At 61.5% G+C, this 25,401-nt stretch carries 33 protein-coding genes and 1 pseudogene; 25 read left to right on the top strand and 9 right to left on the bottom strand.

Features of this window, described 5'->3' with window-relative positions; genetic code table 11:
- The 3 genes and pseudogenes from C7441_RS21265 to gph form a co-directional block, all read left to right on the top strand.
- Positions 1-168: pseudogene (locus tag C7441_RS21265) on the top strand (ribulose-phosphate 3-epimerase); the annotation flags it as partial.
- Positions 169-197: 29 nt separating this feature from the next.
- Positions 198-755, top strand: a complete 558-nt coding sequence (locus C7441_RS21260; protein ID WP_109614579.1) for a thioredoxin family protein — start codon at positions 198-200, stop codon at positions 753-755.
- A complete protein-coding gene (gene gph / locus C7441_RS21255; RefSeq protein WP_109614581.1) occupies positions 752-1,456 on the top strand; it encodes a phosphoglycolate phosphatase in 705 nt (234 codons plus the stop codon). Before C7441_RS21260 ends, gph begins: the two co-directional genes overlap by 4 nt.
- A gap of 63 nt (positions 1,457-1,519) precedes the next feature.
- Here gph and C7441_RS21250 read toward each other — a convergent pair whose 3' ends face one another.
- The gene (locus C7441_RS21250) at positions 1,520-1,903 is read right to left on the bottom strand and encodes a c-type cytochrome (RefSeq protein ID WP_109614578.1); all 384 of its coding nucleotides are present in this window, start codon (positions 1,901-1,903) and stop codon (positions 1,520-1,522) included.
- 175 nt (positions 1,904-2,078) lie between these two features.
- Positions 2,079-2,231, bottom strand: a complete 153-nt coding sequence (locus C7441_RS24180) for a hypothetical protein (protein ID WP_170125218.1) — start codon at positions 2,229-2,231, stop codon at positions 2,079-2,081.
- Positions 2,232-2,261: 30 nt separating this feature from the next.
- Here C7441_RS24180 and C7441_RS21245 point away from each other — a divergent pair, with 30 nt between their 5' ends.
- The 6 genes from C7441_RS21245 to C7441_RS21220 all read left to right on the top strand — a co-directional run bounded on the left by C7441_RS21245 (position 2,262) and on the right by C7441_RS21220 (position 6,967).
- Positions 2,262-2,471, top strand: a complete 210-nt coding sequence (locus C7441_RS21245; RefSeq protein ID WP_019171292.1) for a hypothetical protein — start codon at positions 2,262-2,264, stop codon at positions 2,469-2,471.
- A gap of 12 nt (positions 2,472-2,483) precedes the next feature.
- Positions 2,484-3,500, top strand: coding sequence for an ABC transporter substrate-binding protein (locus C7441_RS21240; RefSeq protein WP_109614577.1), 1,017 nt, complete (start codon positions 2,484-2,486; stop codon positions 3,498-3,500).
- Entirely contained in the window at positions 3,497-4,327 is an 831-nt protein-coding gene (locus C7441_RS21235; protein WP_109614576.1) for an ABC transporter permease, read from the top strand. The genes C7441_RS21240 and C7441_RS21235 overlap by 4 nt, the downstream gene beginning before the upstream one ends.
- Entirely contained in the window at positions 4,296-5,057 is a 762-nt protein-coding gene (locus C7441_RS21230; RefSeq protein WP_109614575.1) for an ABC transporter ATP-binding protein, read from the top strand. Before C7441_RS21235 ends, C7441_RS21230 begins: the two co-directional genes overlap by 32 nt.
- A complete protein-coding gene (locus C7441_RS21225) occupies positions 5,054-6,025 on the top strand; it encodes a quinoprotein relay system zinc metallohydrolase 2 (RefSeq protein WP_109614574.1) in 972 nt (323 codons plus the stop codon). The genes C7441_RS21230 and C7441_RS21225 overlap by 4 nt, the downstream gene beginning before the upstream one ends.
- 75 nt (positions 6,026-6,100) lie before the next feature.
- Complete coding sequence (locus tag C7441_RS21220; RefSeq protein ID WP_244916218.1) at positions 6,101-6,967, top strand: quinoprotein dehydrogenase-associated SoxYZ-like carrier; 867 nt, start codon at positions 6,101-6,103, stop codon at positions 6,965-6,967.
- A gap of 121 nt (positions 6,968-7,088) precedes the next feature.
- On the opposite strand, the gene C7441_RS21215 is transcribed toward C7441_RS21220, so the two are convergent.
- A complete protein-coding gene (locus C7441_RS21215) occupies positions 7,089-7,433 on the bottom strand; it encodes a hypothetical protein (RefSeq protein ID WP_040692537.1) in 345 nt (114 codons plus the stop codon).
- 818 nt (positions 7,434-8,251) lie between these two features.
- Between C7441_RS21215 and C7441_RS21210 the strand changes: the two genes are divergently transcribed.
- The 10 genes from C7441_RS21210 to pqqE all read left to right on the top strand — a co-directional run bounded on the left by C7441_RS21210 (position 8,252) and on the right by pqqE (position 15,740).
- On the top strand, positions 8,252-10,021 hold the full coding sequence (locus tag C7441_RS21210; protein WP_425326604.1) for a methanol/ethanol family PQQ-dependent dehydrogenase: 1,770 nt from the start codon (positions 8,252-8,254) through the stop codon (positions 10,019-10,021).
- A 177-nt stretch (positions 10,022-10,198) separates the two neighbouring features.
- Positions 10,199-10,732, top strand: a complete 534-nt coding sequence (locus tag C7441_RS21205; protein ID WP_019171285.1) for a c-type cytochrome, methanol metabolism-related — start codon at positions 10,199-10,201, stop codon at positions 10,730-10,732.
- 2 nt (positions 10,733-10,734) lie between these two features.
- Positions 10,735-11,601 carry a substrate-binding domain-containing protein gene (locus C7441_RS21200; protein WP_170125217.1) on the top strand — a complete coding sequence of 289 codons (867 nt, stop codon included), beginning with the start codon at positions 10,735-10,737 and terminating at the stop codon, positions 11,599-11,601.
- Positions 11,602-11,656: 55 nt separating this feature from the next.
- On the top strand, positions 11,657-12,214 hold the full coding sequence (locus C7441_RS21195) for a PQQ-dependent catabolism-associated CXXCW motif protein (protein WP_109614570.1): 558 nt from the start codon (positions 11,657-11,659) through the stop codon (positions 12,212-12,214).
- On the top strand, positions 12,211-12,399 hold the full coding sequence (locus C7441_RS23880; RefSeq protein WP_146201542.1) for a hypothetical protein: 189 nt from the start codon (positions 12,211-12,213) through the stop codon (positions 12,397-12,399). Before C7441_RS21195 ends, C7441_RS23880 begins: the two co-directional genes overlap by 4 nt.
- On the top strand, positions 12,396-12,491 hold the full coding sequence (locus C7441_RS21190) for a pyrroloquinoline quinone precursor peptide PqqA (protein WP_106725802.1): 96 nt from the start codon (positions 12,396-12,398) through the stop codon (positions 12,489-12,491). The genes C7441_RS23880 and C7441_RS21190 overlap by 4 nt, the downstream gene beginning before the upstream one ends.
- A 144-nt stretch (positions 12,492-12,635) precedes the next feature.
- Positions 12,636-13,574, top strand: a complete 939-nt coding sequence (pqqB, locus tag C7441_RS21185) for a pyrroloquinoline quinone biosynthesis protein PqqB (protein ID WP_109614569.1) — start codon at positions 12,636-12,638, stop codon at positions 13,572-13,574.
- Positions 13,571-14,329 (top strand): pyrroloquinoline-quinone synthase PqqC, encoded by a 759-nt coding sequence (gene pqqC / locus C7441_RS21180; protein WP_109614568.1) that lies wholly within the window; start codon positions 13,571-13,573, stop codon positions 14,327-14,329. Before pqqB ends, pqqC begins: the two co-directional genes overlap by 4 nt.
- Positions 14,326-14,625, top strand: a complete 300-nt coding sequence (gene pqqD / locus C7441_RS21175) for a pyrroloquinoline quinone biosynthesis peptide chaperone PqqD (RefSeq protein ID WP_019171279.1) — start codon at positions 14,326-14,328, stop codon at positions 14,623-14,625. Before pqqC ends, pqqD begins: the two co-directional genes overlap by 4 nt.
- A complete protein-coding gene (gene pqqE / locus C7441_RS21170) occupies positions 14,622-15,740 on the top strand; it encodes a pyrroloquinoline quinone biosynthesis protein PqqE (RefSeq protein WP_109614567.1) in 1,119 nt (372 codons plus the stop codon). The genes pqqD and pqqE overlap by 4 nt, the downstream gene beginning before the upstream one ends.
- Before the next feature lie 40 nt (positions 15,741-15,780).
- On the opposite strand, the gene C7441_RS21165 is transcribed toward pqqE, so the two are convergent.
- Positions 15,781-16,422, bottom strand: a complete 642-nt coding sequence (locus tag C7441_RS21165; RefSeq protein WP_109614566.1) for an MBL fold metallo-hydrolase — start codon at positions 16,420-16,422, stop codon at positions 15,781-15,783.
- Between the two features lie 327 nt (positions 16,423-16,749).
- On the opposite strand from C7441_RS21165, the gene C7441_RS21160 reads away from it, so the two are divergent.
- Positions 16,750-17,025, top strand: coding sequence for a hypothetical protein (locus tag C7441_RS21160; RefSeq protein WP_146201541.1), 276 nt, complete (start codon positions 16,750-16,752; stop codon positions 17,023-17,025).
- 129 nt (positions 17,026-17,154) lie between these two features.
- Here C7441_RS21160 and C7441_RS21155 read toward each other — a convergent pair whose 3' ends face one another.
- Both C7441_RS21155 and C7441_RS21150 read right to left on the bottom strand, forming a co-directional pair.
- Positions 17,155-17,442, bottom strand: coding sequence for a hypothetical protein (locus C7441_RS21155; RefSeq protein ID WP_109614564.1), 288 nt, complete (start codon positions 17,440-17,442; stop codon positions 17,155-17,157).
- 153 nt (positions 17,443-17,595) lie between these two features.
- A complete protein-coding gene (locus C7441_RS21150) occupies positions 17,596-18,489 on the bottom strand; it encodes a branched-chain amino acid aminotransferase (RefSeq protein WP_109614563.1) in 894 nt (297 codons plus the stop codon).
- A gap of 248 nt (positions 18,490-18,737) precedes the next feature.
- Between C7441_RS21150 and C7441_RS21145 the strand changes: the two genes are divergently transcribed.
- From C7441_RS21145 to C7441_RS21135, 3 genes are all read left to right on the top strand, one after another.
- Complete coding sequence (locus C7441_RS21145) at positions 18,738-19,271, top strand: MarR family winged helix-turn-helix transcriptional regulator (RefSeq protein ID WP_019171274.1); 534 nt, start codon at positions 18,738-18,740, stop codon at positions 19,269-19,271.
- A complete protein-coding gene (locus tag C7441_RS21140) occupies positions 19,258-19,977 on the top strand; it encodes a response regulator (RefSeq protein ID WP_019171273.1) in 720 nt (239 codons plus the stop codon). The genes C7441_RS21145 and C7441_RS21140 overlap by 14 nt, the downstream gene beginning before the upstream one ends.
- Before the next feature lie 259 nt (positions 19,978-20,236).
- On the top strand, positions 20,237-21,649 hold the full coding sequence (locus tag C7441_RS21135; protein WP_109614562.1) for an ATP-binding protein: 1,413 nt from the start codon (positions 20,237-20,239) through the stop codon (positions 21,647-21,649).
- 75 nt (positions 21,650-21,724) lie between these two features.
- On the opposite strand, the gene C7441_RS21130 is transcribed toward C7441_RS21135, so the two are convergent.
- The 3 genes from C7441_RS21130 to C7441_RS21120 form a co-directional block, all read right to left on the bottom strand.
- On the bottom strand, positions 21,725-22,087 hold the full coding sequence (locus C7441_RS21130; protein ID WP_109614561.1) for a tRNA-binding protein: 363 nt from the start codon (positions 22,085-22,087) through the stop codon (positions 21,725-21,727).
- 23 nt (positions 22,088-22,110) lie between these two features.
- Entirely contained in the window at positions 22,111-22,611 is a 501-nt protein-coding gene (locus tag C7441_RS21125) for a type III secretion system chaperone family protein (protein WP_109614560.1), read from the bottom strand.
- Positions 22,612-22,932: 321 nt separating this feature from the next.
- Positions 22,933-23,244 (bottom strand): accessory factor UbiK family protein, encoded by a 312-nt coding sequence (locus tag C7441_RS21120; RefSeq protein WP_109614559.1) that lies wholly within the window; start codon positions 23,242-23,244, stop codon positions 22,933-22,935.
- A gap of 164 nt (positions 23,245-23,408) precedes the next feature.
- Between C7441_RS21120 and lgt the strand changes: the two genes are divergently transcribed.
- Together lgt and C7441_RS21110 are read left to right on the top strand one after the other, a co-directional pair.
- Positions 23,409-24,263, top strand: a complete 855-nt coding sequence (gene lgt, locus C7441_RS21115; RefSeq protein ID WP_109614558.1) for a prolipoprotein diacylglyceryl transferase — start codon at positions 23,409-23,411, stop codon at positions 24,261-24,263.
- Positions 24,260-25,348, top strand: a complete 1,089-nt coding sequence (locus C7441_RS21110) for a class I SAM-dependent methyltransferase (protein ID WP_109614557.1) — start codon at positions 24,260-24,262, stop codon at positions 25,346-25,348. The genes lgt and C7441_RS21110 overlap by 4 nt, the downstream gene beginning before the upstream one ends.
- Positions 25,349-25,401: the final 53 nt, after the last annotated feature.

The following is a 25,401-nucleotide window of genomic DNA, read 5'->3' as shown; positions in this document are numbered from 1 at the left end:
ATCGACGGCGGCGTCACGCCCGAAACCGCGCCGCTGGTCACGGCCGCCGGCGCCAATGTGCTGGTGGCGGGCTCGGCCGTGTTCAAGGGCGGCACACCGGACGCCTATGCCAGGAACATCGCCGCTATACGCGCGGCCGGCGACGGGGCTTTGCGCAAGGCAGCCTGATACCGCAACACAATCGAGGTAAAGACGACATGGCAGCCATTCCACCCATTTGCGATTTTGGCTGGCCTGCCATCGACGCGACCCTTCCGGGCGTGGATGGAAAGCAGCATTCCATCTTCGGTCAGGCCGGTCCGAACGGCATCGTCGTTGCCTTCATCTGCAACCACTGCCCCTATGTGAAAGCGGTCATTTCGCGCATCGTGCGCGATGCTGGGGATATGAAAGCCGAAGGCGTCGGCTTCGTGGCCGTCAGTTCCAACGACGCCGGGGCCTACCCGGAAGATTCCTTCCAGAATATGAGGCTGTTCGCCGCCGCCCACCACTTCGGCTTTCCCTATCTCTATGATGAAGAGCAATCGCTGGCACGCGCCTATGGTGCGGCCTGCACGCCGGATTTCTTCGGTTTCAACAAGGAGCTGAAACTGCAATATCGCGGCCGTCTCGACGCTTCGCGCAAGGAGGCAGGTCCCGCCGACCTGCGCCGCGACCTTTATGAAGCGATGACCCAGGTGGCCCGCACCGGAGAAGGCCCACTCGACCAGATCGCCTCCATCGGCTGCTCGATCAAATGGAAGGAAGCCGCATGACCGCAAGCCGTGCCATCCCCCTCGCCTCGATGCCCAAGGCGATCCTGTTCGACCTCGACGGCACGCTGATCGACTCAGCGCCCGACATCACCGCAGCGGTCAACGAATTGCTGGCCGCGCACCGTCTGCCGCCCTTCAGCGTTGAAAAAGTCACCGCCATGGTGGGCGACGGCATGCCCAGGCTGGTCGAACGGGCCTTCGCCGCCTCCGGCACGCCGCTGGTGGGCAAGGCGCTGGAGGAAGCGGTTGACGAGATGACGCCGATCTATCTGCGCCACCTTACCGGGCGCAGCCGCCTTATGCCCGGCGCGCGCGAGGCGCTGGCGCAGTTCCATATGATGGGCATCGCCTTGGCGGTCGCGACCAACAAGCCGCAACGGGCGGCGCGCGAAGTGCTGCTCCATTTCGGTCTGGTCGACATGCTGGGCGCCATCGTCGGCGGCGATGCGGTAAGCCACAAGAAACCCGCGCCGGATTTGCTGCTGCTGGCTCTCGAAAAGCTGAGGGTGGATGCCGGCGATGCCATCATGGTGGGCGACAGCAAGGCCGATGTCGGCTCGGCGCGCGCCGCCGGCCTGCCCGCCGTACTGGTGCGCGGCGGCTATACGCAAGTGCCGGTGGAGGAGCTTGGCGCAGACCTCGTGTGCAACAGCCTGCTGGAACTGCCTGCCGCCTTGCAAGCGCTTCGCGAGGTTGCCTGACAGCGGTTTGAACGAAGTTCGAACTCCCGGAAACGATCCGGGAGTTCGTTGTCGCAATGCGTTCTATTTCTTGGAGAACTGCTCCAGATAGGCGACGACGTTGACGATATCCTTGTCGTTCTTCAGGCCTGCAAAGGCCATCTTGGTGCCTTTGATCATAGCCTTGGGATTGCGCAGATAATGCTCAAGTGTCTCGTCGTTCCAGACCGTGCCATTCTTGCCGGCTTCGACCATCGCCGGCGAGTACTGGTAGTTCGGGTGGGTGCCGGCGGTGCGACCGATGACATTCATCAGTGACGGACCGACCCGGTTTTCATCCTTGTCGGCGACATGGCAGGCCTTGCAGCGGTTGAAAACCTTCTCGCCGGCGGCCGCGTCCTGTGCCTGAGCATTGGATGTCAGAAAACCGGCAGCGGAAATGGCTAGCAAAAATACGATGGAGCGCATGGCGTTTCCTCTTTGATCGTCTAGATGCCCTGGACGATTACACTTACAATTTATCGAATCTGCCCAAGCGGGGCGGGCACGAACGTCGGCCATTCATTGCGAAGGCGGCGACCGCGTCCGGAAAGCTAGACCTCGCCCGCGCGTTGTCAATCGTACGAAGGTGCGGCTCAAAGCCTCAAATGACTTTGGAAAACATCCATTCCGGCAGCCTTGTTGACGTGGTTTCGGTGAACGCGTAGCCTTTTTCCACGACTTTCCCGACGGCACCTCGGGAAATGCACACAATGGCCGCCGGCGCGGCCGCTGTCGACACGATGAGCGCGTTCAATTGACGCGTTGCGACGCGAGAGGTGCTGACATGGGTATGGTTGATCTCGTCTTGACGGTTTGCCTTTCCGCCAATCCGACTCATTGCCATGACGAACACCTCTATTTCGAAAGCCAGGGCTCGCTCAACCAGTGCATGTTCCTGGCGCCTCCCGAGATTGCGAAATGGGTGGAGCAACACCCCAAGCTGAAGGTGACGCGCTGGCGATGCGCCTTCCCCGACATGGAAAAGTCGATCTGAGGACGGCTGGCGATGCGGCGGGATGATCGTGAGAATTGGCGACGTGTTTCTCGACGCCGGTTCATCCGGCTGACGGGCGCAACGCTTTCACTTGCTCCGTTCATCCCCCTCCACGCATCTGCCGCCGCAAAAGCCCGCATCGGCGTTCTCAAATTCGGCACGGTAAGCTGGGAACTGGACACGATCACGCATCATGGCTTCGATCGCGAAAACGGCGTCGAACTCGACATCACCTATTTCGCCGGCGAGGACGCGACCAATGTGGCCATGCTCGCGGGCGACCTCGACATCATCGTCACCGACTGGCTTTGGGTGTCGCGGCAGCGCGCTGCCGGCGAGGACATCACGCTGATCCCCTATTCCTCCGCCGTCGGCGCGATCATGGTCAAGGAAGCCTCGCCGATCCGGGCCGTCACCGACCTGACCGGCAGGAAGATCGGCGTGGCCGGCGGGCCGATCGACAAGAGCTGGCTCTTGTTGCAGGCTTTCTGCCAGCGCGACCATGGCATCGACCTTGCCGCGCAGAACGACATCGTCTTTGGCGCACCGCCGCTCATTTCCGAAAAGGCCATGCAGGGCGAGCTCGATGCCGTGCTCAATTTCTGGCATTTCTGCGCCCGCCTCGAGGCTCGCGGCTTTCGCCGCCTCATCGGCACCAACGATGCCGCAATGGCCCTTGGCGCGAAAGGCCCTGTGTCGGCACTCGGCTATGTCTTCCACGAAGACTGGGCGCGCGCTAACCCGCAGGCGATAGAGGGTTTCGCGCGCGCCTCCGCGCAGGCCAAGAAGCTTCTTGCCACGTCCGATGCCGAGTGGCTGCGCCTCGCGCCCATCGTCAAGGCGGAAGGAACGGAGCTGGAAAAGCTGCGTGACCGCTATCGCGAAGGCATCCCGACCCGTCCGGTTGCCGAAGAAGAAGCGGATGCGGCGAAACTCTACCTCGTTCTGGCACAGGTCGGCGGCCAGCGCCTGGTGGGGCAATCCCCCGAAATGGCGCCCGGCACCTTCTGGGAAGGGATGCCGAAATGAACCTCCGACAGCCCGGCACCCCGGCCCCGCACGATTTTCGGGCAAATCACGCGACGGCGCGCAGCCTGCTTGCTTCGATCACCCCCGCGCTCACGGTCATCGCCTCGCTCGTCGGGCTCTATCTGCTGTGGCATGTCGCGGCAACGGTCTGGCCGAGCCGGGCCTTTCCCACGCCGCATCAGGTCTGGACCGTGCTGGTCAAGGACACGGTGAACGGCGAACTGCCCTACAATCTGGCCATCACGCTCGCGCGCGTCGTGGCGGCCTTCGTGCTTGCCATGGCAATCGGCTCGGCGATCGGCATATTGCTGGGCATGTACAGGCGCGCCGACCGGTTTTTCAACGCCTGGGTCATCCTCTTCCTGAACATCCCGGCGCTGGTCATCATCGTGCTCGCCTATATCTGGTTCGGGCTCAACGAGGTGGCGGCCATAGGAGCGGTGGCCGTGAACAAGATACCGACCGTCGTGGTGACGATGCGCGAGGGTGCGCGCGCGCTCGATCCGCGCTTTGGCGAGATGGCCTCCGTCTATCGCTTCAGCACGCTCGACCGGCTGCGCCACGTCCTGCTGCCGCAACTGCAGCCCTATTTCGCCGCCGCCGCGCGCTCCGGCATCGCGTTGATCTGGAAGATCGTGCTGGTGGTGGAACTGCTTGGCCGATCCAATGGCGTCGGTTTCCAGATCCACCTTTATTTCCAGCTTTTCGACGTCGCCGCGATCCTGGCCTACACGCTGGCTTTCGTGGCGGTGATGCTTCTCATCGAGCTTCTTCTGGTGCAGCCCTTTGAACGATATGCAACCCGTTGGCGCCGCCGCCCCGCTTAGGGTGGACATCGCCGAAAAGACGTTCCGCTCCTCGGAAGGCGTGTCGATGACGGCGCTGAAGGATCTGGCTTTCGAGGTGCGGCGGGACGAATTCGCCTGCCTGGTCGGCCCGTCCGGCTGCGGCAAGACCACCACCTTGCGCATCCTGCTCGGCCTCGACACCGATTTCACCGGCTCCTTCCAGTTGCCGCGCAACGAAAGTAGCCGCATCGCCGCCGTGTTTCAGGAACCCATCCTGCTGCCCTGGCGCACGGTGGAGCAGAATGTCCGGCTGGCTCTGCCGAAGGACATGCGCGACACCGACCTGACGCCGCTGTTCGACAGCCTTGGCCTGTCGCAGATGCGTTCGCTCTACCCGTCGGAACTGTCGCTGGGGCTGGCGCGGCGGGTCGCGGTCGCCCGCGCCTTCGCCATCGAGCCGGCGATGCTGTTTCTCGACGAGCCCTTCGTCTCGCTCGACGAACAGACGGCCGAGCGGTTGCGCTATCTGGTGCTTGCGGTCTGGTCGGCCCGCCCGACCACGGCCCTGATGGTGACCCACAATGTGCGCGAGGCGCTGATGCTGTCCGATCGCATCATCCTGCTTTCGGCGCGTCCGGCGCATGTGCAGGGCTATTTCGATATTCGCATCCCCCGCGAAAGCCGCAGCCCGCAGGTTATGAGCGATCTTGCCCGCTCCTTCCGGCAAAAATTTCCAGGCATCATGCGCGGGGAACTCGGCCAGCCATGAGGATTTCGCCCACACGCCGCCAGATCGTGAAAGGCTTCGCCTGCATTGGAGCCGGTGCCGCTTTCGCGCCCTGCTGCCGCGGAAGCTGGACGCGCGCAATGGCCGCCGGCCGCGAGATGAAGCTGATCGAAATCGCCGATGGCGTCCATGCCTTTTCAGGCGCCTATGAATTGATGAGCCCGGCCAATGAGGGCGCCATTTGCAATCTCGGCCTGATCGTCGGCAACGAGGCCGCCGCCATCATCGACAGCGGCGGAAGCATCGTGGAGGCGCAAGCTTTCCTGGCCGCCATACGTGAGATCACCGACAGGCCGATCCGCTATCTCGTCAACACGCACATGCATCCGGATCATATTTTCGGCAATGCCGTGTTCCGCGACGCCGGGGCGATCATCGTCGGGCACCACAACTTGCCGCGGGCGCTGGAGGCGCGCAGCGACTTCTATCTGCAAAGCTATCGCGAGCAGCTCGGCGACGAACTGATGAAGGGCATAGAGATCATACCGCCGTCGATGCTGGTGGACGAGCGCCTCGAACTCGACCTTGGCGGCCGCAAGATCATGCTGCGCGCATGGAAGCCGGCTCATACCGACAACGACCTGACCGCCTATGATACGACCACGAAAACGCTGTTTGCCGGCGATCTGGTTTTCCTCGGCCACCTCCCGACGATCGACGGCTCGCTGCTTGGCTGGATGCGCCAGATGAAGGAACTGGCCGCAGTCGAAGCCGATCGCGTCGTGCCGGGCCACGGCCCGGCTTCTGCCCGGTGGCCGGACGCGTTGCAGCCGCAGGAGCGTTATTTCGAGGCGCTGGCCGCCGATCTGCGCAAGGCGATTGCGGCCGGCATTCCGCTGAGCGAGGCGGTGAAAACGGCGGGACAGGACGCCCGTGACGACTGGTCGCTCTTCGACGATTTCAACGGCCGCAACGCCACGGCGGCCTATGCGGAACTGGAGTGGGAATGATTTGCCAAGCCTGTGGGGGAGGACTACTATCCGCTCTGGCTTGGCACCACCTTACTCGACCCGGTGGAGGCACATATGCGAAATTCTTCTGACACTATCCGACGGCTGAAAGCCGGCCTGCGCACCACGGCCATCGCGACACTCCTCGCCACGGCGGCATCGTTCGCGGTCGCGCCACTGGCTTGCGCCGAAGATGCGAACGCACCAGCCAACGAGCTCTGGAACAGCCTGAAGACCGACGTCTTCAGCAACAAGCCGATCCAGGAAAGCGCGGGCCTGGTCAGCATCGAAGCGCCCAAGCGCGCGCAGGATGCGGCGCTCGTGCCGGTCGACATCCACATCGATCCGGCCAAGGCGCCGGACGGCCTGAAGGCCCTGACGCTGATCATCGACGTCAATCCCTCACCAGTGGCGGCAACCTTCAAGTTCGGAGAGAAATCGGGCGTGACGCATCTGTCGACGCGCGTGCGCGTCAACGATTATTCCTTTGTGCGCGCCATAGCCGAAACGCCGGACGGCCAACTCTACATGGCCGAAACCTTCGTGAAGGCGTCGGGCGGCTGCTCGGCACCGGCGGTGAAGAACCAGGACGAGGCCAAGGCCACGATGGGGCAGATGAAGCTGCGCCAGTTCGCGCAGCAGGAATCGACCGACGGCAAGGCCCCCGAACTGCAACTGATGATCCGCCATCCGAACAATTCCGGGCTACAGCGCGATCCGCTGACGCAATATTTCATCCCGCCGCTGTTCATCCATGAGCTTTCCGTGAAGCAGGGCGACAGGGAAATATTCAGCATGGAAAGCGGCATCTCGATCTCCGAGGACCCGAACTTCCGCTTCGACTACAAGCCAGCCGGCAACAGCCCGATCCATGTTGAGGCCGTCGATACCAAGGGTAACAAGTTCCAGGATCAATGGCCGGTGCAAACCGCCGGCCTGTAGGCATGATCCCGAACCGAAGGGCCGCGTCAGCGGTTTTGGAAAAAATCATGCTCAAACAAAAGGCCTGACGACGATACGAGAAAATGTCGTCAGGCGCGGTTCCGTTTTGCTCGCCTGAATCTCAGAAGCAGCGAACGTCCGCTTCCGCCTGCGCGCGGCGCAATTCGGCGGCGGAAGCCTTGGCCGGCGCGCTTTCCTTGAAGAGCGTGGACTTCTCGCCTGTGGTAAGCGACATGCGTTTGAAGGTTTCGGCCGCCACATAGTCGTCATAGGGCATGATGGAGGCGATGACGTCGATGGAGCAGGAACAGCGCTGCAGCATCTCCTGGGTCTCGCCATTGGACTTCATGCAACCCAGCACATAATCGGCCAGCGCCGTGGTGGGGTAGTCGCCTGCCGCGCGCGACGGACAGGCGCTTGCGACGATCAGGCCGGCGGCCAATGCAACTGGCAATCTCGAAAACATAGTCGATCCTCCAACAAGGCTCGGTGAGCAATTGGCAGCCCTCGGGCAAAGGGTTACGCCGCCAGCAGCGATTGTCCAGTTCAACGCGCCTTGGGAGAAGACAGAACCGCACCGTATAGGACCAAAGGAGGAAGTCTCCGCCTGCCCGTTCAGTGTGCCGCTACGCCTCGGCTTTCCACGTCGCCATGCGCCAAAAACGAGGCTATTCTCAAAACCAAAAGACTACTTTGGTAAATTTAAGTTATTTTAGATACTTTTCTACAAATCCAAGAACAATCGAAGAAAAATATAAAATCGAAAATCAAATTATATATGCCCATATGAAATGAATAATTATATAATATGGGATGAATTTTATGAAATTATATTATCATTACTAAGTATATTTAATGCAAGTTATAATGCGATGCAACATAATAATGCTGCAATGCACAATCTTGAGGGGTGTTTCTTCTTGCCTTGCCCCATCTTGTGTCATAGCCTTTCCCTGTTTCCGGCTTCAAGGACATCACCGTGAATTAGGGAGCGGTGAACGTCTTTCGTAGGCAAAGTGAGGTGGGCGGTAATGGTGCCCTCCGCGCATCCAGCTTATGTCGTGACACGCTGCCGGAAATACTTCCCCGCTTTACGGATTGCTTGGTAGCCTTATGGGCAAACGCCGAGATCCTGATGTGAAACCTGGGAGGATTTCAATGCGTGTAATCATGAAAGCCGCCTGCCTTCCATTTGCTGCTGCGTTGCTCACAGGCGCCGCGGTCTATGGAGCGCAGGCGAATGAGGAGTTGGAAAAGCTTGCTTCCAACCCCGCAAACTGGGCGATGCCAACCGGCGACTACGCCAACCACCGTTATTCCAAGCTGAAACAGATCACCGCGGAGAATGTGAAGAACCTCCAGGTCAAATGGATGTTCTCCACCGGCGTTCTACGCGGCCATGAAGGCGGGCCGCTCGTGATCGGCGACGTGATGTACATCACCACGCCGTTCCCGAATATCGTCTACGCGCTCGACCTCAACAATGACGGCAAGATCCTTTGGAAATACGAGCCCAAGCAGGATCCGAACGTCATTCCGATCATGTGCTGCGACACCGTCAACCGCGGCGTGGCCTATGGTGATGGCAAGCTCATCCTCAACCAGGCCGACACGACCATAACCGCGCTCGACGCCAAGACCGGCAAGATGGTCTGGCAAGCCAAGAACGGCGATGAGACCAATGGCGGTAAGGGTGAATCCGGAACCAATGCGCCCATTGTCATCGGAGACAAGGTGATCGTCGGCATTTCGGGCGGCGAATTCGGTGTCCGCGGCCACGTCACGGCCTATAACCTGAAGGACGGTTCACGAGCTTGGCGCGCCTATTCGATGGGTTCGGATGCCGACATGCTCGTCGATCCGCAAAAGACAACCGAGCTCGGCAAGCCCGTTGGCGCCGATTCCAGCCTGAAAACCTGGGAAGGCGAGCAATGGAAGACCGGTGGCGGCGGCACGTGGGGCTGGTTCTCCTACGATCCGAAGCTCAACCTGGTCTATTACGGCTCCGGCAACCCCTCCACCTGGAACCCCGTGCAACGGCCGGGCGACAATCGCTGGTCGATGACCATCTATGCACGCGATGCCGATACCGGCATGGCCAAATGGGTCTACCAGATGACCCCGCATGATGAGTGGGACTATGACGGCGTCAACGAGATGATCCTCGTCGACGACATGGAGGTGAACGGCAAGAAGCACAACGTTCTCGTGCACTTCGACCGCAACGGCTTTGCCTATACGCTCGATCGCGAAACCGGCGAACTGCTCGTGGCCAAGAAGTACGATCCTGCCGTGAACTGGGCGACCGAGGTCAATATGGACCCCAAGAGCGATCAGTATGGTCGTCCGCAGGTCGATCCCAAATACTCGACCCAGGCCAATGGCGAAGACGTCAACACCACCGGCATCTGCCCGGCGGCGCTTGGCACGAAGGACCAGCAGCCTGCGACCTACTCGCCCAAGGACGGCTTGTTCTATGTGCCGACCAACCATGTCTGCATGGACTATGAGCCTTATCGGGTAAGCTACACCGCCGGTCAGCCCTATGTGGGCGCCACCGTGTCGATGTATCCCGGCCCCGATGGCCATATGGGCAAGTTCATCGCCTGGGACGCTGCCAAGGGTGAGATCGTCTGGTCGAAGCCTGAGCAGTTCTCGGTATGGTCTGGCGCGCTTTCGACAGCCGGCGACGTCGTGTTCTACGGCACGCTCGAAGGCTATCTGAAGGCGGTCGATAAGAACGGCAAGGAACTCTACAAGTTCAAGACGCCGTCCGGCATTATCGGCAACGTCACCACCTTCGAGCACAAGGGCAAGCAGTATATCGCGGTCTATTCGGGTGTTGGCGGCTGGGCCGGCATCGGTCTGGCTGGCGGACTGCTGTCGCCTGAAAACGCCGAAGCCTGGCACGGCGCCGTCGATCAGGGCCGCGCCCAGGGCACGGCTGATCAGGCCGTGAACACCGCGGGCCTCGGCGCCGTGGGCGGCTATGCCGGTCTGGCTGAATATACCACGCTTGGCGGCCAACTGACCGTTTTCGGCCTGCCGGACTAAGCGCGGGTATTGCCCCAAAGCTGTGTCGGCGCTGCCGATGCAGGACATGATCGAGAGCCTGGGCGAAACGCTCCGGGCTCTCGATGATGCAGTTCGGCGGCCGCGTTCGTGCTTCGAACTGGACCCCTTCGTCACACACGACCGCTTGCGACAGACGCCAAAAATCTGAGGTACCGCATGTCCTTCCGCTTCGCAGTGTCTTCCCTTGCCTTCCTCTCTCTTCTCACCGCAACAAGCAGCGCCTTGGCCCAGGACTTCAAGGATTCCAAGGAAAAAGCGGCCGTTGCCTCTGAGCAGAACGGAAAATATTTCGATGCGGATGGCAATCCGACCTTCAAGATCCAGCCCGACGGAACGGTGGACTGGTACACATTCAGCGGCTTCCGGCGGTTCAATTCGGACTGCCATGTCTGCCACGGCCCCGATGGGGTCGGCTCGACCTATGCCCCCGCCCTCGTCGATTCGCTGAAAACCATGGATTATGGTACATTCATGTCGATCGTCGCCGAAGGGCGCAAGGACGTAGGCAACGGCAATGAAAAGGTCATGCCGGCCTTTGGCGACAACAAGAACGTCTATTGCTACATGGACGATCTCTACATCTATCTTCGTGCCAGGGCCGTTGGCGATCTGCCGCGCGGCAGGCCTGCCAAGAAGGAAGACAAGCCACAGGCGGCCAAGGACTACGAAAACCAGTGCATGGGTGGCTGATCATGCCTGCTGGTAGAACAACAGCGATATTCCGACGGATTGCCGCAGCGCTGGCGTTGTCGCTCGCCCTGCCCGTCTCGGGCATGGCGCAAACCGCAGGGCTGGGCGCCGCCGGAGAACTCGTCGATCCCGAAGTGCTGCGCGTCTGCGCCGATCCGGCGAACATGCCCTTCACCAACCAGAACGGCGAGGGTTTCGAGAACAAGCTTGCGGATATGATCGCCGCCAAGCTGGGGCGCAAGTCCGTGCGCTACACCTGGTTCCCGATGGCCACGGGCTTCGTGCGCAACACGCTGGGCGCCAACCGCTGCGATATCATCCTGGGCTATCCGCTGGGCGGTGAGCTGGTGCAGAGCACCAATCCCTATTACCGCTCGACCTATGTGCTGGTCTACAAGAAGGGTGCGGGGCTGGATGGTGTCGAAACCATCGAGGATCCGCGCCTCAAGGACAAGAAGATCGGCGTCGTCGGTGGCACGCCGCCTGCCTCCAACATGGCAGCGGCGAAGCTGATGCAAAACGCCAAGGACTATCCCCTGATGGTTGATACCCGCTCTTCGCCGACCATGGGTGAACTGATGATCCGCGACCTCGTCAACGACGAGATCGATGCGGCGGTTCTGTGGGGACCGATGGGCGGCTATTTCGCAAAGCAGGCGAATTCCGACCTCGTCGTCGTGCCTCTGCTCAAGGAAAAGGTCGGCTCCCGCATGAACTACCGCATCACCATGGCCGTGCGGCCCTCCGATCAGGAGTGGAAGCGCTCCCTCAACAGGTTCATTCAGGAAAACCAGTCCGAGATCAACAAACTGCTGCTCTCCTATGGGGTGCCGCTGCTCGATGAACACGACAATCTGATCACGCAATAGGAGTGGGGATCTGCCCGGCAAACCTGCCGGCGGCACAAGGCGGACGCCTGAGACGATGACGAAAGTGGAGACGGTCGTGTTGCTTGCCACCAGCCTTCTGGCATCCATGCCTTTGCCGGCTCTCGCCGGCGGCGTGCCCGAGCCGTCCGGCTATCGCATGGACGACTACCGCGCCCCGGTGCCCGCTACGCTGCGCGGCGCGCGCGTGGTGACGACCAGCGAGGCGGAGGCGCTTTGGCGTGAGAAGCAGGCCATTTTCCTCGACGTCATGCCCGCGCCGCTGAAACCTGCCGACCTGCCCGCCGGCACGATCTGGCGCGACCCGACGCGAAAGGACATTCCCGACAGCATCTGGCTGGCCAATGTCGGCTACGGTGCCCTCAACAAGGAACAGGCGAAATATTTCCGCGACGCCCTCGTCAAATATACTGGAAATGATGACTCTAAAAGCATACTTTTCTATTGCATGACCGATTGCTGGATGTCGTGGAACGCAGCCAGGCGCGCCGTTGAATGGGGCTATAAATCGGTTCTCTGGTATCCTCCCGGTGCCGATGGCTGGGAGCGCGCGGGATTGCCGCTCGAAGAACGGCGGCCACAGGTGGCGCCATGACGCATTCTCTGCTCGATCTTTCAGGCAAGAATTTTCAGCATATTGTTTTTACTGCATTTTCAGGAAGTGTTCATTCGTTTGTCCATTTAGCGATGGACGAGCCATTGCAAAAAGGTGCCAGCGCGATGGCTCACTCATGGGTGATCGCCCCATTCTGTGGGACGATAAACGGGAGAAGATCATGAAGAAGAACTGGACGAAGCCAAGCATGTGCCAGGTCGCGGCAGGCATGGAAATTTCGCGTTACCTGCCGGCTGAGATCACTCCGAAGAAGTAAGTCCAAAGGACGCGTGCTCGCCACCGGCGGGCACGCGTCGAACTGGTCGGAGGTGGTCAGGTCGGTTTCGACCGCATCCCTTGTGGCAAGCAGGACTTGCAACGGGGTCTTGCGGCCGGAATTCCCGTCAGTTTGGAATTTGCAATGCGTCTGAAGATCGTCGGGTCGGCGGCGGGCGGCGGTTTCCCGCAATGGAACTGCAATTACTATCTCAGCCGCGCCGCGCGCAGCGGGGTGGTGGGGGTCTGGCCGCGCACGCAATCCAGCCTTGCAGCCTCTGCCGACGGGCAAGGCTGGGTGCTGTTCAACGCCTCGCCCGACATCCGCCAGCAGATCGCAGCCACGCCCGAGTTGCAGTCGCAAGCCGGCCGGGGATTGCGCAACACCCCGATCCGGGCCGTGGTGCTGACCAATGCCGATGTCGATCACATCGCCGGCCTCCTCAGCCTGCGCGAGCGCGAGCCTTTCGCGATCTACGCCACAGACCGGGTGCTTGCCACGCTGCGGGCCAACTCCATTTTCAACGTGCTCGACCCCGCCTTTGTGCCACGGCGGCAATTGCAGGAAGGCGAGGATATCGAGATTACCGATGCGGAAGGCCAAGGCACCGGCGTGAGGGTCGAGGCATTCTCCGTGCCCGGCAAGGTCGCGCTCTATCTCGAAGACACCGCACGCCCGGATGAGAATTACGGCTCCGAAAGCGGCGACACCGTCGCCGTGCGCATCAGCAATACGCAGGGGAACCCCGCGGCTTTCTATATCCCCGGCTGCGCGCGTATCGACCCCGGCTTGCGCGAACGGGTGTCGGGTGCAGCCTGCCTGCTTTTCGACGGTACACTCTATGACGATGACGAAATGATCGCAGCCGGCGTCGGGCCCAAGACCGGCCGGCGCATGGGCCACATTGCCATGTCCGGCGTTGATGGATCGGTAAGCAGCCTTGCCGATGTGCCGGTCGGCCGACGCATCTTCGTGCACATCAACAACACCAATCCGGTGCTGGATGAAAGCTCGCCCGAACATGAAGCGATACGTGCCGCGGGGTGGGAAATAGGTCGCGACGGGATGGAGATAAGATTGTGAAGGATTTTCACGACGCTGCCAAAGGAGGACTTTCGGCGTCGCAACTGGAAACGGTGCTGCGTGAAGTCGGCGCCGAGCGCTATCACAACCGCCATCCGTATCACCATCGCATGGTGGCCGGAACCTTGAGCAAGGGCGAACTCCAGGCCTGGGCGCTCAATCGCTATTGCTATCAGGCGGTGATCCCGCGCAAGGATGCGTCCGTACTCGCGCGCGCCGAGGATCCCGCCTTCCGCGCCGAATGGCGCAAGCGCATCGAGGACCATGACGGCGAGGACGGCTGGAGCGGCGGCATCGCCCGCTGGCTGAAGCTTGCCACCGGCCTCGGCCTGCCCGCCGACATGGTGAAAAGCCAGCGGCTGGCCCTGCCGGCCACCCGCTTCGCGGTCGGTGCTTATCTGAATTTCTGCGCACAGCGCCCCCTGCTGGAGGCCGTCGCCTCGTCGCTCACCGAGCTTTTTTCTCCGGTCATCATCGGCGAGCGCGTGCCGGCGATGCTCGCAAAATACGATTACGTGACAAAGGAAACGCTGGCCTATTTCGACAAGCGCCCGGAGCAGGCCTCGCGCGATTCCGATTTCGCGCTTGCCTATGTGCTCCAGCATGCAGACACAACGGAGCGCCAGCAGTCGGTCATCGATGCGCTGGTCTTCAAATGCGACGTGCTGTGGGCAATGCTGGATGCGCTGATGCACGCCTATGGCGAGGCCGGTCACATTCCACCCGGTGCGTTCCGGCCGGAGGAAGGCCGATGATGATCTCCCGGCCGGAACGGAGTACCATAACGACGCTGTCGATGCCGTCCCTGCCGGATCATGTGAGGATTCAGTTCGACCCCATTCGACAGGCCTGGGCGGTTCTCTCACCCGAACGGGTGTTCTGGCCCAACGATGTCAGCCTCGACATTCTGCGGCATTGCGACGGGCAGACCACGGTCGCCGCCATCATCACCGCGCTGGCGGGCGAATATGACGCCCCCGAGGAAGATGTCGCCGCTGATGTCCTGGATTTCCTTCAGGAGTGGAACGACAAACTGCTGGTGAAGTCATGACTGCCCCCCTCTTCCCACCGATCAGCATGCTGGCCGAACTGACACACCGCTGCCCGCTGCAATGTCCCTACTGCTCCAATCCCGTCGAACTGATGAAGGCAAACAGCGAGCTCGACACGAAAACCTGGCTCGACCTGTTCCGGCAGGCCGCCGACCTCGGCGTGTTGCAGGTGCATCTTTCCGGCGGCGAGCCGACCCTGCGCCGCGACCTGGAGGAGCTGGTGGACGGGCTCGCCATGCGTGGCGTCTATACCAACCTCATCACCGCCGGCGTGCTCATCCCGCCAGGGCGCATCCATGCGCTGGCGGAAGCCGGCCTCGACCATGTGCAGCTAAGCATCCAGGGCGCGCATGCCGACACCACCGAACTCATCGGCCATTATCGCGGTGCCTACGAGCAGAAGCTGGAGACCGCGCGGCGCGTGCGTGCCGCCGGCCTGCCGCTCACCGTCAACGCGCCCATCCACCGGCACAATATCGAACAGGTTCCGGAATTCATCGAGCTGGCGCTTGCGCTCGGCGCCGAGCGGCTGGAAATCGCCAATGTGCAATATTCGGGCTGGGCGCTGGTCAATCGCGACGCGCTGATGCCGGATCGCGAGGCGGTCGACCGGCAGGTCGAGATCGTGACGGCGGCGCAGGAGCGCTTGCGCGGCATCATGAACATCGATTTCGTCACGCCCGACTATTTCGCCACCTACCCGAAACCCTGCATGGGCGGCTGGGCACGCGACGCCTTCGTCGTGGTGCCGGATGGCACGGTGCTCCCCTGCCATGCCGCGCAGACGATCCGCTCGCTCAGCTTCGCGCGCTTCGGCGAGCACTCGCTTGGCGATATTTGGGCCAACTCATCGGCCTTCAACGCCTTTCGCGGTACGGACTGGATGCAGGAACCATGCCGCAGTTGCGAACGCCGCGAGATCGATTGGGGCGGCTGCCGCTGCCAGGCCATGGCGATTGCCGGCGATGCTGCCGCCACCGATCCGGCCTGCATCAAGTCACCCATCCATGCGCGCATGGCCATGCTGATCGAGGATGCGCAGACGGCCGCCCGCGAGCACAAGGGCGACGAATTCGTCTACCGCCGCATCACGCATGCGCGCGAGCCGGTGTGAGATAGCTCAACACCTCCGCAGATCGCGCGTTCTACCGGGTTTACACCAGAAACGGATTGTTGCGCCGTTCCTCGCCAAACCGTCCACCGGGACCATGGCCACAGATGAAGCCGATGTCGTCGCCCAGCGGCAGAAGCTTTTCCTTGATCGAGCGGATCAGCGCGGCGTGGTCGCCGCCGGGCAGGTCCGTGCGGCCGATGGAGCCATGGAACAACACATCGCCGACATGCGCGAACTTTGCGTCGCGATTGTAGTAGACGACATGGCCCGGCGCATGGCCGGGGCAATGCAGCACCTCGAAGCTGTGATCGCCGAACGAAACCGTCTCGCCTTCGGTCAGGAAGCGGTCGGGCACGCAGTTGCGCACCTCGCCGGGCAGGCCGAAGCGCTGCGCCTGGCTTTCCAGATTGTCGAGCAGCGGGCGGTCGGCCTCATGCGGGCCGATGATATCGACGCCGAGCGCGTCCTTCAGTTCCATCGCGCCGCCGGCATGGTCGATATGGCCATGTGTCAGCCAGATCGCGGTGATCTTGATGCCGTTGCCTTCGATTGCCGCAAGAATCTGCTGAACATCGCCGCCGGGATCGACCACCACGCCGGTCTTGTCATCGGCGTCAAAGAGAATCGTGCAATTCTGCTGGAAGGGCGTGACCGGCACGATCCCCGCATTGAGCTGGCCCATGATGTTCCTTTCATTCGTTCGGCGCTCATTTAGAGCATGATCCCGAAAAGTGGAAACCGGTTTCGGAAAACACTGTGCCCAACAAATAGGACGCCGGCGACGTGCAGGTTGTCGAGATCGTCGAGGACCTTCCCGCGCACTGACCGTGCCTCAAGCTCAACGCGTGCCCATGCGTGCCAGCATGGCGGCGTTCCGCCGTATTTTCGCTTCACGCCGGCGGCTTCGTTTCCTTGCAGTCTGACCTGAATGCTCTCTGAACGCCCCGTTCAAACCGAGTTCAAGGCGCGAATGACATTCTCCTATTGTTTCCAACAGGAGGAGAATGTCATGAACTTCAGGAATATCGTCAAAGCCGCCATCGCATCCGCCGTGATGCTTGTTCCGATCTCCAGCGCCTATGCATATTCGATTCACGTCGTGGACGGCGTTTATACGATAGAATGCGCAAACGGTGTGAAATCGACCGGTAGCACTTTGCAAGTATCGCATGCACAGGCCGCATATTTCTGCAAGGTTCGTGGCAGCAGCATCACAGTGCCGGGCGGCAAATCACCGAAGCCGGACAGCATGAAAAAGGCTCCGGCCGTTTTGAAAACCAATTAGAGTTTCAGTCCCGGCATTTGCCGGAGTGGATTTAACGTGAAACGTGCCGGCGGGACTGTCCAGGTCTGAAAACGGGCGACCACAAGGTCGCCCGTCAAGAGATCGGTCGCGACTATCGTCAGCGGTTGTTCAGGCCCGCTTGCCCATGGCGTTCATGACGGCTCCGACAATGGCCGTCAGCACGCCGCCACCGACGAGACCGCCAACGCCATCACCCAGGGCGCCCGAGAGCGCGCCCTGCACGTTCGGATCGGTGAGGACATTGGTAAGGATCTGACCGCCGGCCACGCCGCCGATCGCACCTGAGATAATCTTCACTGCTGCACTCATCGCCGCCTGTTTGAATGCGGCTCCGACACCAAGACCACCGATGGCGCCGGTTACAAGCTGTATAATGATGGGAAGAAGCGCTTCCATTCTACTTTCCCTCCAACAGTAAGACCGACTCGCGCGAGTCGATAATATCATGAGACGCGAAATTGAATGAAAGTCAAATAGTTGCATTGAAACAGAAGGCGGCCCGAAGGCCGCCTCCATACCGTGGTGACAATCGAATACTGCCTGCCGATGCTACTCGGCGGCAACCGCCCGCCGCGGCTGCACGGCCTCCATATAGTCTTCCATCATCGTCTCGCAGAGCGGACCGGGCCGGAAGCGGTAAGGCCCGATTTCAGCCACCGGCGTGACTTCGGCGGCCGTGCCGCACAGGAAGCACTCCTCGAAATCTTCCAGTTCCTCCGGCATGATCACCCGCTCCGCCACCTCGATGCCGCGCGCCTTCGCCAGCTCGATAACGGTGCGCCGCGTGATACCGTTGAGGAAACAGTCCGCCTTCGGCGTATGCAGCTTGCCGTCCCTGGCGAAGAAGATATTGGCGCCGGTCGCTTCCGCCACCTGGCCGCGCCAGTCGAGCATCATCGCGTCGGAATAGCCCTTGGCTTCCGCCGCATGCTTGGAGATGGTGCAGATCATGTAGAGGCCGGACGCCTTGGCATGGGAGGGCGCGGTGCGCGGGTCGGGCCGGCGATATTCGGCAATGTCGAGGCGAATGCCTTTCAGCCGCTGCTCCGGATCAAAATAGCTCGGCCACTGCCAGATGGCGATGGCGCAATGGATGCGGCTGTTAGGTGCAGAGACGCCCAGCGAGTCGCTGCCGCGCCAGGCGATCGGCCGCACATAGGCGTCCTGGAATCCCTGTTTTTTCAGGAGTTGCCGGCATGATTCGTCTATTTCCGCCACCGAAAACGGTATTTTGAAGCCCATGATGCGGGCGGATTCATGCAATCGCTCGGTATGTTCGGTCAGTTTGAAGATCTCGCCGCCATAGGCGCGCTCGCCCTCGAATACGGAACTCCCATAATGCAGTCCGTGGGTAAGTACGTGGATTTTGGCCTCGCTCCATTTGACAAACTCCCCGTCCATCCAGATGAAGCCGTCAAGCTGATCAAAAGGAACCGATGCCATAATAAACCTCCGGCGAGCCCTGCCCGCACAAGTTCATTGTTTGAGATGAGGACAGCCTTGAAGGCTGCTGCTGATGGAAAAGACGGATCGTTCGGAACTGCGTACGATTTTGCACGAAGTTCCGCAGAACACGCCATTGTCTTGCATTTTCGTTCGCTTTCGGCCGAAAAGCTTGGCAAAAATTACCAGCGGCTCCTAAATATGTCAACAAGGCTGACATAAATTTGGAAATCATGCTAAGGAAAGCCATGACGGATCGAAACGGCGCGGAAATCCGCCCAGCCACAGACGCGAGCAGCACCGAGGACGCGGTCGATTTTTCCATCATCGAACTGCTCTTCTTCGCCTATCGCGACTTCACGTCCGATCCGGACCAGATGTTGGCGGACTATGGATTCGGCCGGGCGCACCATCGGGTATTGCACTTCGTCAACCGCATGCCGGGACTGACCGTCGCCGAATTGCTGGACGTGCTCAAGATCACCAAGCAGAGCCTTGCGCGCGTGCTCAAGCAGTTGATCGATACGGGCCACATCACCCAGGTGCCGGGGCCGCGCGACCGCAGGCAACGTGAGCTATACTGCACCGACAAGGGCCGCATGCTGGCCCTGGCGCTGGCGCGGCCACAGTCACGCCGCATCCGTGAGGCATTGGGAAATGCTTCCGCGACCGAGCGCGAGGGGATCGAACGGTTTCTCAAAGCGATGGTCAACCCCGAATTGAGAGCGCAGATTGACAAGTTACCCGGAAACACGTCAGGAAAAGATCATGGAAACGAATGAGATTTCCGATAATCCCGTGGCGCCGGACGACGACGCCCCGCATCTTCTGGTTGTCGATGACGACACCCGCATCCGCAACCTGCTGAAGCAATATCTGAGCGAGAACGGCTTCCGCATCACGGTTGCCGGCACCGCCGCCGAGGCGCGCCGCAAGCTGGCCGGGCTCGATTTCGACCTGCTCATCCTGGACGTGATGATGCCCGGCGAAAACGGCGTCGATCTCACCAAGTCGCTGCGCGAGCAGAAATCCGTGCCGATCCTGATGCTGACGGCGCTGTCGGAAACCGACAGCCGCATCACCGGCCTGGAAGCAGGCGCCGACGACTACCTGCCCAAACCCTTCGATCCACGCGAGTTGATCCTGCGCATCAACAATATCCTGCGCCGCGGCGGCCCCCCGCCGACGCCGAAGGTGGAGCAGATCGTTTTCGGTCCCTACACGTTCCAGATCGCGCGGCGCGAGTTGAAGAAAGGCGGCGAGCCGCTCAAGCTCACCGACCGCGAACAGGAAATCCTCGCAATCTTCGCCGAGCGCGCAGGCGAAACCATCCCGCGCCACGAACTGGTGGGCGAGGAAGCCGAAGTGGGCGAGCGCACCATCGACGTGCAGATCAACCGCCTGCGCCGCAAGATCGAGCGCGACCCGTCCAATCCGGTCTGGCTGCAGACCGTGCGCGGCATAGGCTATCGGTTGAGCGTGGAATAGCATCCTCGCCGGCTCCTGCTGGCCGTTCGTCAAAGCCGCCCGGACCACGGCTTGGAGGCCCAAGCGCGCGGCCTATATAGAACGGGCCACGCGAGCGGCTTCAGCGGCAGCCAAAATCTCCACCTGCGGGATCGGGTCGCATGGCTTTCGCGCCTGTGCGGCTTCCCGAAGGCTTCTTTGCCCCTGTTGCCGGTCCCACTCGTGGCGTAAAGTTTTACCTGATGCCCGGCGCGCCCCGATCGCCGGCAATGGAAAAGCGATGACAACGTCGGAACTGAACGGCCCCGAAGACGATAGCCTGATGGCACGCGCCCGGCGCGGTTTCATCTCCGTGCGCCGCAACTGGAAGCGGTTCTGGCGGCTGGTTTCGCTCTACATGCCCAAGCGACTCTATCCGCGGTCGCTCATCATCATCATCACGCCGATGATCCTGCTGCAATCGGTCGTCGCCTTCAACTTCATGGAGCGCCACTGGCAGACGGTGACGTTGCGCCTGTCGCAGGCCGTCACCCGCGACATCGCGGCAATCATCGACATGATCGAGACCTATCCGCATGACGACGACTATGCCAACGTCATCCGCATCGCGCAGGATCGTCTGGCGCTGAAGGTGGATTTGCTGCCGCCCGATCCGCTGCCGCCGCCGGGACCGAAGCCGTTCTTCTCCATCCTCGATCAGATTCTGTCCTCGGAGATCACCAAGCAGATCAACCGGCCCTTCTGGATCGACACGGTCGGCAACTCCAACATCGTGGAGGTGCGCATCCAGCTCAAGGACAAGGTGCTGCGCGTGTTCGTGCGCCGCAGCCAGGCCTACGCCTCCAACACCCACATCTTCCTGATATGGATGGTGGGGACGTCGCTGGTGCTGCTGTTGATCGCCATTCCCTTCCTGCGCAACCAGATCAGGCCGATCCTGCAGCTTGCCGAGGCCGCCGAAAGCTTCGGCAAAGGCCGCCCCGCGCCCCGCGATTTCAAGCCGCGCGGCGCGGAGGAAGTGCGCCGCGCCGGCCTTGCCTTCATCCAGATGCGCGAGCGCATCGAGCGGCAGATGGAGCAGCGCACGGCCATGCTGACAGGCGTGAGCCACGACCTGCGCACCATCCTGACCCGTTTCAAGCTGCAGCTTGCGTTGTCGGGCAAGAAACCCGATCTGGCCGCGCTCAATCAGGACATCGAAGACATGCAGTCCATGCTGCAGGGCTATCTGGACTTCGCCCGTGGCGAAGCTTCCGAGGATACCGGCCGCTTCGATCTGGAGAGTTATTTCGCCAAGATCACGGAAGAAGCGAGGTTGCGCCAGCGCGAGCTCGTCACCTCTCTTACCGGCACGAGCATCGTGCATGTGCGGCCCAACGCCTTCACCCGGCTGCTTGCCAATATCGTCGGCAATGCGTTCCGCTATGCCAGCGAAGTTCATGTCAACGCCACCCACACACGCGGTTCGCTCACGATCATCGTGGACGACAACGGGCCGGGCATACCGGAGGATCAGCGCGAAGAGGTGTTCAAGCCGTTCCTGCGTCTCGATGAAGCCCGCAATCTGGATTCCAGCGGAACCGGGCTCGGCCTGCCGATCGCCCGCGACATTGCCCGCAGCCATGGCGGCGACATAACGCTGGACGACAGCCCGCTGGGTGGCTTGCGCGTCATCATCCGGGTGCCGGCGTAACGGGCGGTCACATCGGCCAGGGCCCAAAAGATTGCGTATGCGGCAGTATCCGGGCTTTACGTCAGGGTAATAATCTCAAAAAAGGCGCCCGCCATCGGGCACCCGGCGCTCGATGGCGCCCAGAACGACTTCCCCGTCTTCATCCGGAAAGCCCAGCGTCAGCACCTCCGACATGAACTTGCCGATCTGGCGCGGCGGGAAGTTGACCACCGCGAAGACCTGACGGCCGATCAGCGTCTCCACCGTGTAGTGCTTCGTGATCTGGGCGGACGACTTCTTTATGCCAATCTCAGGGCCAAAATCGATCTTCAGCTTGAACGCAGGCTTGCGCGCCTCGGGAAAGGATTCGGCCTCCACGATGGTGCCGGCGCGGATATCGACACGGTCGAAATCGGCGAAGGTGATCTCGGCTTTTCTTCCGGTGCTATGCGCAGTCATTCCAAACGTCCCGATCAGGCGTCTCAGGCATTGCCGTGGGTTTCGAACAGGACGCTTGCCAGCGCATCCCTTGCCGAAGTGCCCGACCAGACCACGAACTGGAATGCCTGGAAATAGCATTCGCAGGCTTCAAGCGCGGAGGAAAGCAGCACTTCGACCTGCTGGCTTGTCGGTTCGACCCCGCCGGCCAGGAGAAGCGACTGGCGGAACATGATGGCGCCCTCCTGCTCCCACAGGTCGAAATGGCCGAACAGCATCTGCTCGTTTATCAGCGACAGCAGCCGCATGATCTCGACGGCGCGCGTCTCGGGAACCCTGATGTCGAAGGCGCAGGCCAGATGCAGCGCCTCGAAATCCTCCATCCACGAGAAGGATACATGGTAGTCCGTCCATGTACCGGTAACGGAGATGGCGATCTCGTCGTCGCCGGTGCGCTCGAACGACCATTCATTGTTGTGCGCGACCTGTTCGATCACATCCACCGGGTGGATCTCGCGTGCGAATTCCAGTTCGACAAGTTCCATAAAAGCTTCCTGACGTTCTCGGAGCACAACTTGCTCCGCGGGACGGGCACACGCGAACGCATACGTAATCTGAAAATTCGGTCGGGAGGACAGATCAACACAGGAACACTTGAACCGGAGCCCCACCGCCCGGCACATGATCCGGTTCCGAATCATGCAACAAATTCAGTGTATTGATGCAGAGTCGCGTGACCAGCCCCTTTTTGTCGGGCAGGCCAGAAGGGTGTGGAAAGTGGCTGACTCAGAATTTCATGCAAGCCGGATAAGCGATTCAGCCGAAAGCGCTTTTTCAGATATGGCTCTGTGGATAAGGTTAATGAATTATTTTTTGGATGAAGTCTTTGCCGAGCGCCTGGCAACCGTATCCGGCGCATCATCGGAAGAATTCGCCAGTTTTGCTTCGAGTTCCGCGACCCGCGATGCCAGCCGCTCGTTCTCGGCACGGACCTTCAACGTCATTTCGCGCAGCGCCTCGAACTCCTCGCGCTGCACCAGATCCATCGAATTGAGGACACGCTCGGCCTGGCTCTTGAAAGCGGTTTCGACCTCGCGGCGAACCCCTTGCGCCGCGCCCGCGGCATCGGTCACCAGCTTGGCGAATTCATCCAGAATACGGTTCGGACCGGTCGACATTGCAGCACCTCACGTTTGCCCCTTCGAGTTAGTGCCGTGACGCCATGAATGCAAGACTGTAGCGTTGCGCAGACACCGAATGCCATGAAGCCGCACTGCCTTGACCATGCCAAAAGCCTGCCGCATGGTCCGCGCCGAACCGTTCGTCCGACCGGGAGACCTTCTTGAGCGAATATCTTGCCCTGCCGCTGGCTGCCCTGCCCTTTCCGAATATCGATCCGGTCATCGTTCAAATCGGACCGCTGGCGATCCACTGGTACGGCGTGGCCTATATTGTCGGCATCCTATTCGCCTGGTGGTATGGCCGCCGGCTGGTGACCAATCCCAGGCTGTGGACCGACGGCAAGCTGCCGATGAAGCCGGAAGACCTCGACGACTTTCTCGTCTGGGCTGCGGTCGGCGTGGTTCTGGGCGGCCGCACGGGCTATGTGCTGTTCTACGATTTTGAACGGTATCTGGCCAATCCGCTCGACATCTTCGCCGTCTGGCAGGGCGGCATGTCCTTCCACGGCGGCTTTGCCGGCACCACACTGGCGATGATCCTGTTCGCGCGCTCGCGCCGCATTCCCGTCTGGACCATGTTCGACGTGATCGCCGCCGGCGTGCCGGTGGCGCTCGGCCTCGTGCGGCTCACCAACTTCATCAACTCCGAGCTGTGGGGCAGGCCGACCGACGTGCCCTGGGCAATCCAGTTCCCCAATGGCGGCCCGTTCACCCGCCACCCGAGCCAGCTCTACGAGGCGGCGCTGGAGGGGCTGGTGCTGTTCGTGCTGCTGCGCATTCTCACCCACCATTTCTTCAAGCTGAAGTCGCCCGGCTTCGTCGCGGGTGCCTTCGTGGCCGGCTATGGCGCATCGCGCATCTTCGTCGAGTTCTTCCGCGAGCCCGACCAGCAACTCGGCTACCTGTTCGGCGGCTGGCTCACCATGGGCATGGTGCTCTCGACGCCCATGGTGCTGATCGGCCTGTGGGCCATGTTGACCGCCAAGCCCACCGCCTCCGAGCCCAAGACGGCATGACCGGCCTGAAACAACGCATCGCCGATCTGGTGCTCGCCAGCGGTCCCCTTTCGGTGGCCGATTATATGGCGCTTTGCCTGTTCGATCCGAAGCAGGGTTATTACACGACCCGCGAGCCCTTCGGCACGGAGGGCGACTTCACCACGGCTCCCGAAATCAGCCAGATGTTCGGCGAACTGGTCGCGATATGGCTGCGCACGGCATGGGATGCGGCCGGCCGCACCTCCCCCTTCGTGCTGGCCGAAATCGGCCCCGGTCGCGGCACGCTGATGAAGGACATGCTGCGCACCCTGTCGAAGCTCGATCCGGCCTTTGCCGCTCAGGCAAGCGTCGCCATGGTCGAGACCAGCCCGCGCCTGACGGACATACAGAAGCGAACGCTCGGCGATGCCGCAGCCCGCGCAAGCTGGCACCACAGCGTCGATGCGCTGCCGCACCTGCCGCTGTTCATCGTCGGCAATGAGCTTTTCGACGCCATTCCGATCCGTCAGTTCGTCCGCGCTGGCGGCGCATGGCGCGAACGCGCGATCGATCTCGACGACGCGGGAAACCTGCGCTTCGTCGCGGGCGCCGGTTCGGTCGACCCCGCATTGCTGCCGACCGATGCCGCGACCGCGCCCGAAGGCGCTGTCGTGGAAGTTGCACCGGCCCGCAGCGCCCTCATGGAGACGATAGCCGCGCGCATCTCGTCCTCCGGGGGCGCCGGGCTGTTCATCGACTATGGCTATCTCGAGCCCGGCGTCGGCGACACGCTGCAGGCGCTGCGAAAGCACCGTTACGAGGATGTTCTGGAAAGTCCCGGCGAGGCTGACCTGACATCCCATGTCGATTTCCACGCGCTGGCGATGGCCGCGCGCGTCCACGGGCTCGCGCCACATTTTGCCACGCAGGGCGACTTCCTGCTCGGCATGGGTCTTCTGGAACGCGCCGGCAGCCTCGGCGCACCTCTCGACGCCGCGGGCCGAGAGAAAATCCACAGCGAAGTGGAGCGCCTTGCCGGACCCGACGCGATGGGAAATCTCTTCAAGGTGCTTGCCGTGGCACGCCCGGAAATCCAGCTTCCGCCCTTCTCCAAGGCGGATTGACTTGACCTGTCGGCTGCCCCACTGTCCCATGCTCGCGAGCGAAGGCCCCGGCG

It is taken from the genome of Pseudaminobacter salicylatoxidans, assembly GCF_003148475.1.
Classification (GTDB): domain Bacteria; phylum Pseudomonadota; class Alphaproteobacteria; order Rhizobiales; family Rhizobiaceae; genus Pseudaminobacter; species Pseudaminobacter salicylatoxidans.
Note: the sequence above shows the minus strand (reverse complement) of the source record. Positions and strands in the feature narration are given on the sequence as shown.

Bases quoted from the DNA above. Each gene is read 5' to 3' on its own strand.
- C7441_RS21260 (WP_109614579.1), top strand. From the start codon at position 198: ATGGCAGCCATTCCACCCATTTGCGATTTTGGCTGGCCTGCCATCGAC.
- gph (WP_109614581.1), top strand. From the start codon at position 752: ATGACCGCAAGCCGTGCCATCCCCCTCGCCTCGATGCCCAAGGCGATC.
- C7441_RS21250 (WP_109614578.1), bottom strand. From the start codon at position 1,903: ATGCGCTCCATCGTATTTTTGCTAGCCATTTCCGCTGCCGGTTTTCTG.
- C7441_RS21245 (WP_019171292.1), top strand. From the start codon at position 2,262: ATGGGTATGGTTGATCTCGTCTTGACGGTTTGCCTTTCCGCCAATCCG.
- C7441_RS21240 (WP_109614577.1), top strand. From the start codon at position 2,484: ATGCGGCGGGATGATCGTGAGAATTGGCGACGTGTTTCTCGACGCCGG.
- C7441_RS21235 (WP_109614576.1), top strand. From the start codon at position 3,497: ATGAACCTCCGACAGCCCGGCACCCCGGCCCCGCACGATTTTCGGGCA.
- C7441_RS21230 (WP_109614575.1), top strand. From the start codon at position 4,296: ATGCAACCCGTTGGCGCCGCCGCCCCGCTTAGGGTGGACATCGCCGAA.
- C7441_RS21225 (WP_109614574.1), top strand. From the start codon at position 5,054: ATGAGGATTTCGCCCACACGCCGCCAGATCGTGAAAGGCTTCGCCTGC.
- C7441_RS21220 (WP_244916218.1), top strand. From the start codon at position 6,101: ATGCGAAATTCTTCTGACACTATCCGACGGCTGAAAGCCGGCCTGCGC.
- C7441_RS21215 (WP_040692537.1), bottom strand. From the start codon at position 7,433: ATGTTTTCGAGATTGCCAGTTGCATTGGCCGCCGGCCTGATCGTCGCA.
- C7441_RS21210 (WP_425326604.1), top strand. From the start codon at position 8,252: ATGCCAACCGGCGACTACGCCAACCACCGTTATTCCAAGCTGAAACAG.
- C7441_RS21205 (WP_019171285.1), top strand. From the start codon at position 10,199: ATGTCCTTCCGCTTCGCAGTGTCTTCCCTTGCCTTCCTCTCTCTTCTC.
- C7441_RS21200 (WP_170125217.1), top strand. From the start codon at position 10,735: ATGCCTGCTGGTAGAACAACAGCGATATTCCGACGGATTGCCGCAGCG.
- C7441_RS21195 (WP_109614570.1), top strand. From the start codon at position 11,657: ATGACGAAAGTGGAGACGGTCGTGTTGCTTGCCACCAGCCTTCTGGCA.
- C7441_RS23880 (WP_146201542.1), top strand. From the start codon at position 12,211: ATGACGCATTCTCTGCTCGATCTTTCAGGCAAGAATTTTCAGCATATT.
- C7441_RS21190 (WP_106725802.1), top strand. From the start codon at position 12,396: ATGAAGAAGAACTGGACGAAGCCAAGCATGTGCCAGGTCGCGGCAGGC.
- pqqB (WP_109614569.1), top strand. From the start codon at position 12,636: ATGCGTCTGAAGATCGTCGGGTCGGCGGCGGGCGGCGGTTTCCCGCAA.
- pqqD (WP_019171279.1), top strand. From the start codon at position 14,326: ATGATGATCTCCCGGCCGGAACGGAGTACCATAACGACGCTGTCGATG.
- pqqE (WP_109614567.1), top strand. From the start codon at position 14,622: ATGACTGCCCCCCTCTTCCCACCGATCAGCATGCTGGCCGAACTGACA.
- C7441_RS21165 (WP_109614566.1), bottom strand. From the start codon at position 16,422: ATGGGCCAGCTCAATGCGGGGATCGTGCCGGTCACGCCCTTCCAGCAG.
- C7441_RS21160 (WP_146201541.1), top strand. From the start codon at position 16,750: ATGAACTTCAGGAATATCGTCAAAGCCGCCATCGCATCCGCCGTGATG.
- C7441_RS21155 (WP_109614564.1), bottom strand. From the start codon at position 17,442: ATGGAAGCGCTTCTTCCCATCATTATACAGCTTGTAACCGGCGCCATC.
- C7441_RS21150 (WP_109614563.1), bottom strand. From the start codon at position 18,489: ATGGCATCGGTTCCTTTTGATCAGCTTGACGGCTTCATCTGGATGGAC.
- C7441_RS21145 (WP_019171274.1), top strand. From the start codon at position 18,738: ATGACGGATCGAAACGGCGCGGAAATCCGCCCAGCCACAGACGCGAGC.
- C7441_RS21140 (WP_019171273.1), top strand. From the start codon at position 19,258: ATGGAAACGAATGAGATTTCCGATAATCCCGTGGCGCCGGACGACGAC.
- C7441_RS21135 (WP_109614562.1), top strand. From the start codon at position 20,237: ATGACAACGTCGGAACTGAACGGCCCCGAAGACGATAGCCTGATGGCA.
- C7441_RS21130 (WP_109614561.1), bottom strand. From the start codon at position 22,087: ATGACTGCGCATAGCACCGGAAGAAAAGCCGAGATCACCTTCGCCGAT.
- C7441_RS21125 (WP_109614560.1), bottom strand. From the start codon at position 22,611: ATGGAACTTGTCGAACTGGAATTCGCACGCGAGATCCACCCGGTGGAT.
- C7441_RS21120 (WP_109614559.1), bottom strand. From the start codon at position 23,244: ATGTCGACCGGTCCGAACCGTATTCTGGATGAATTCGCCAAGCTGGTG.
- C7441_RS21110 (WP_109614557.1), top strand. From the start codon at position 24,260: ATGACCGGCCTGAAACAACGCATCGCCGATCTGGTGCTCGCCAGCGGT.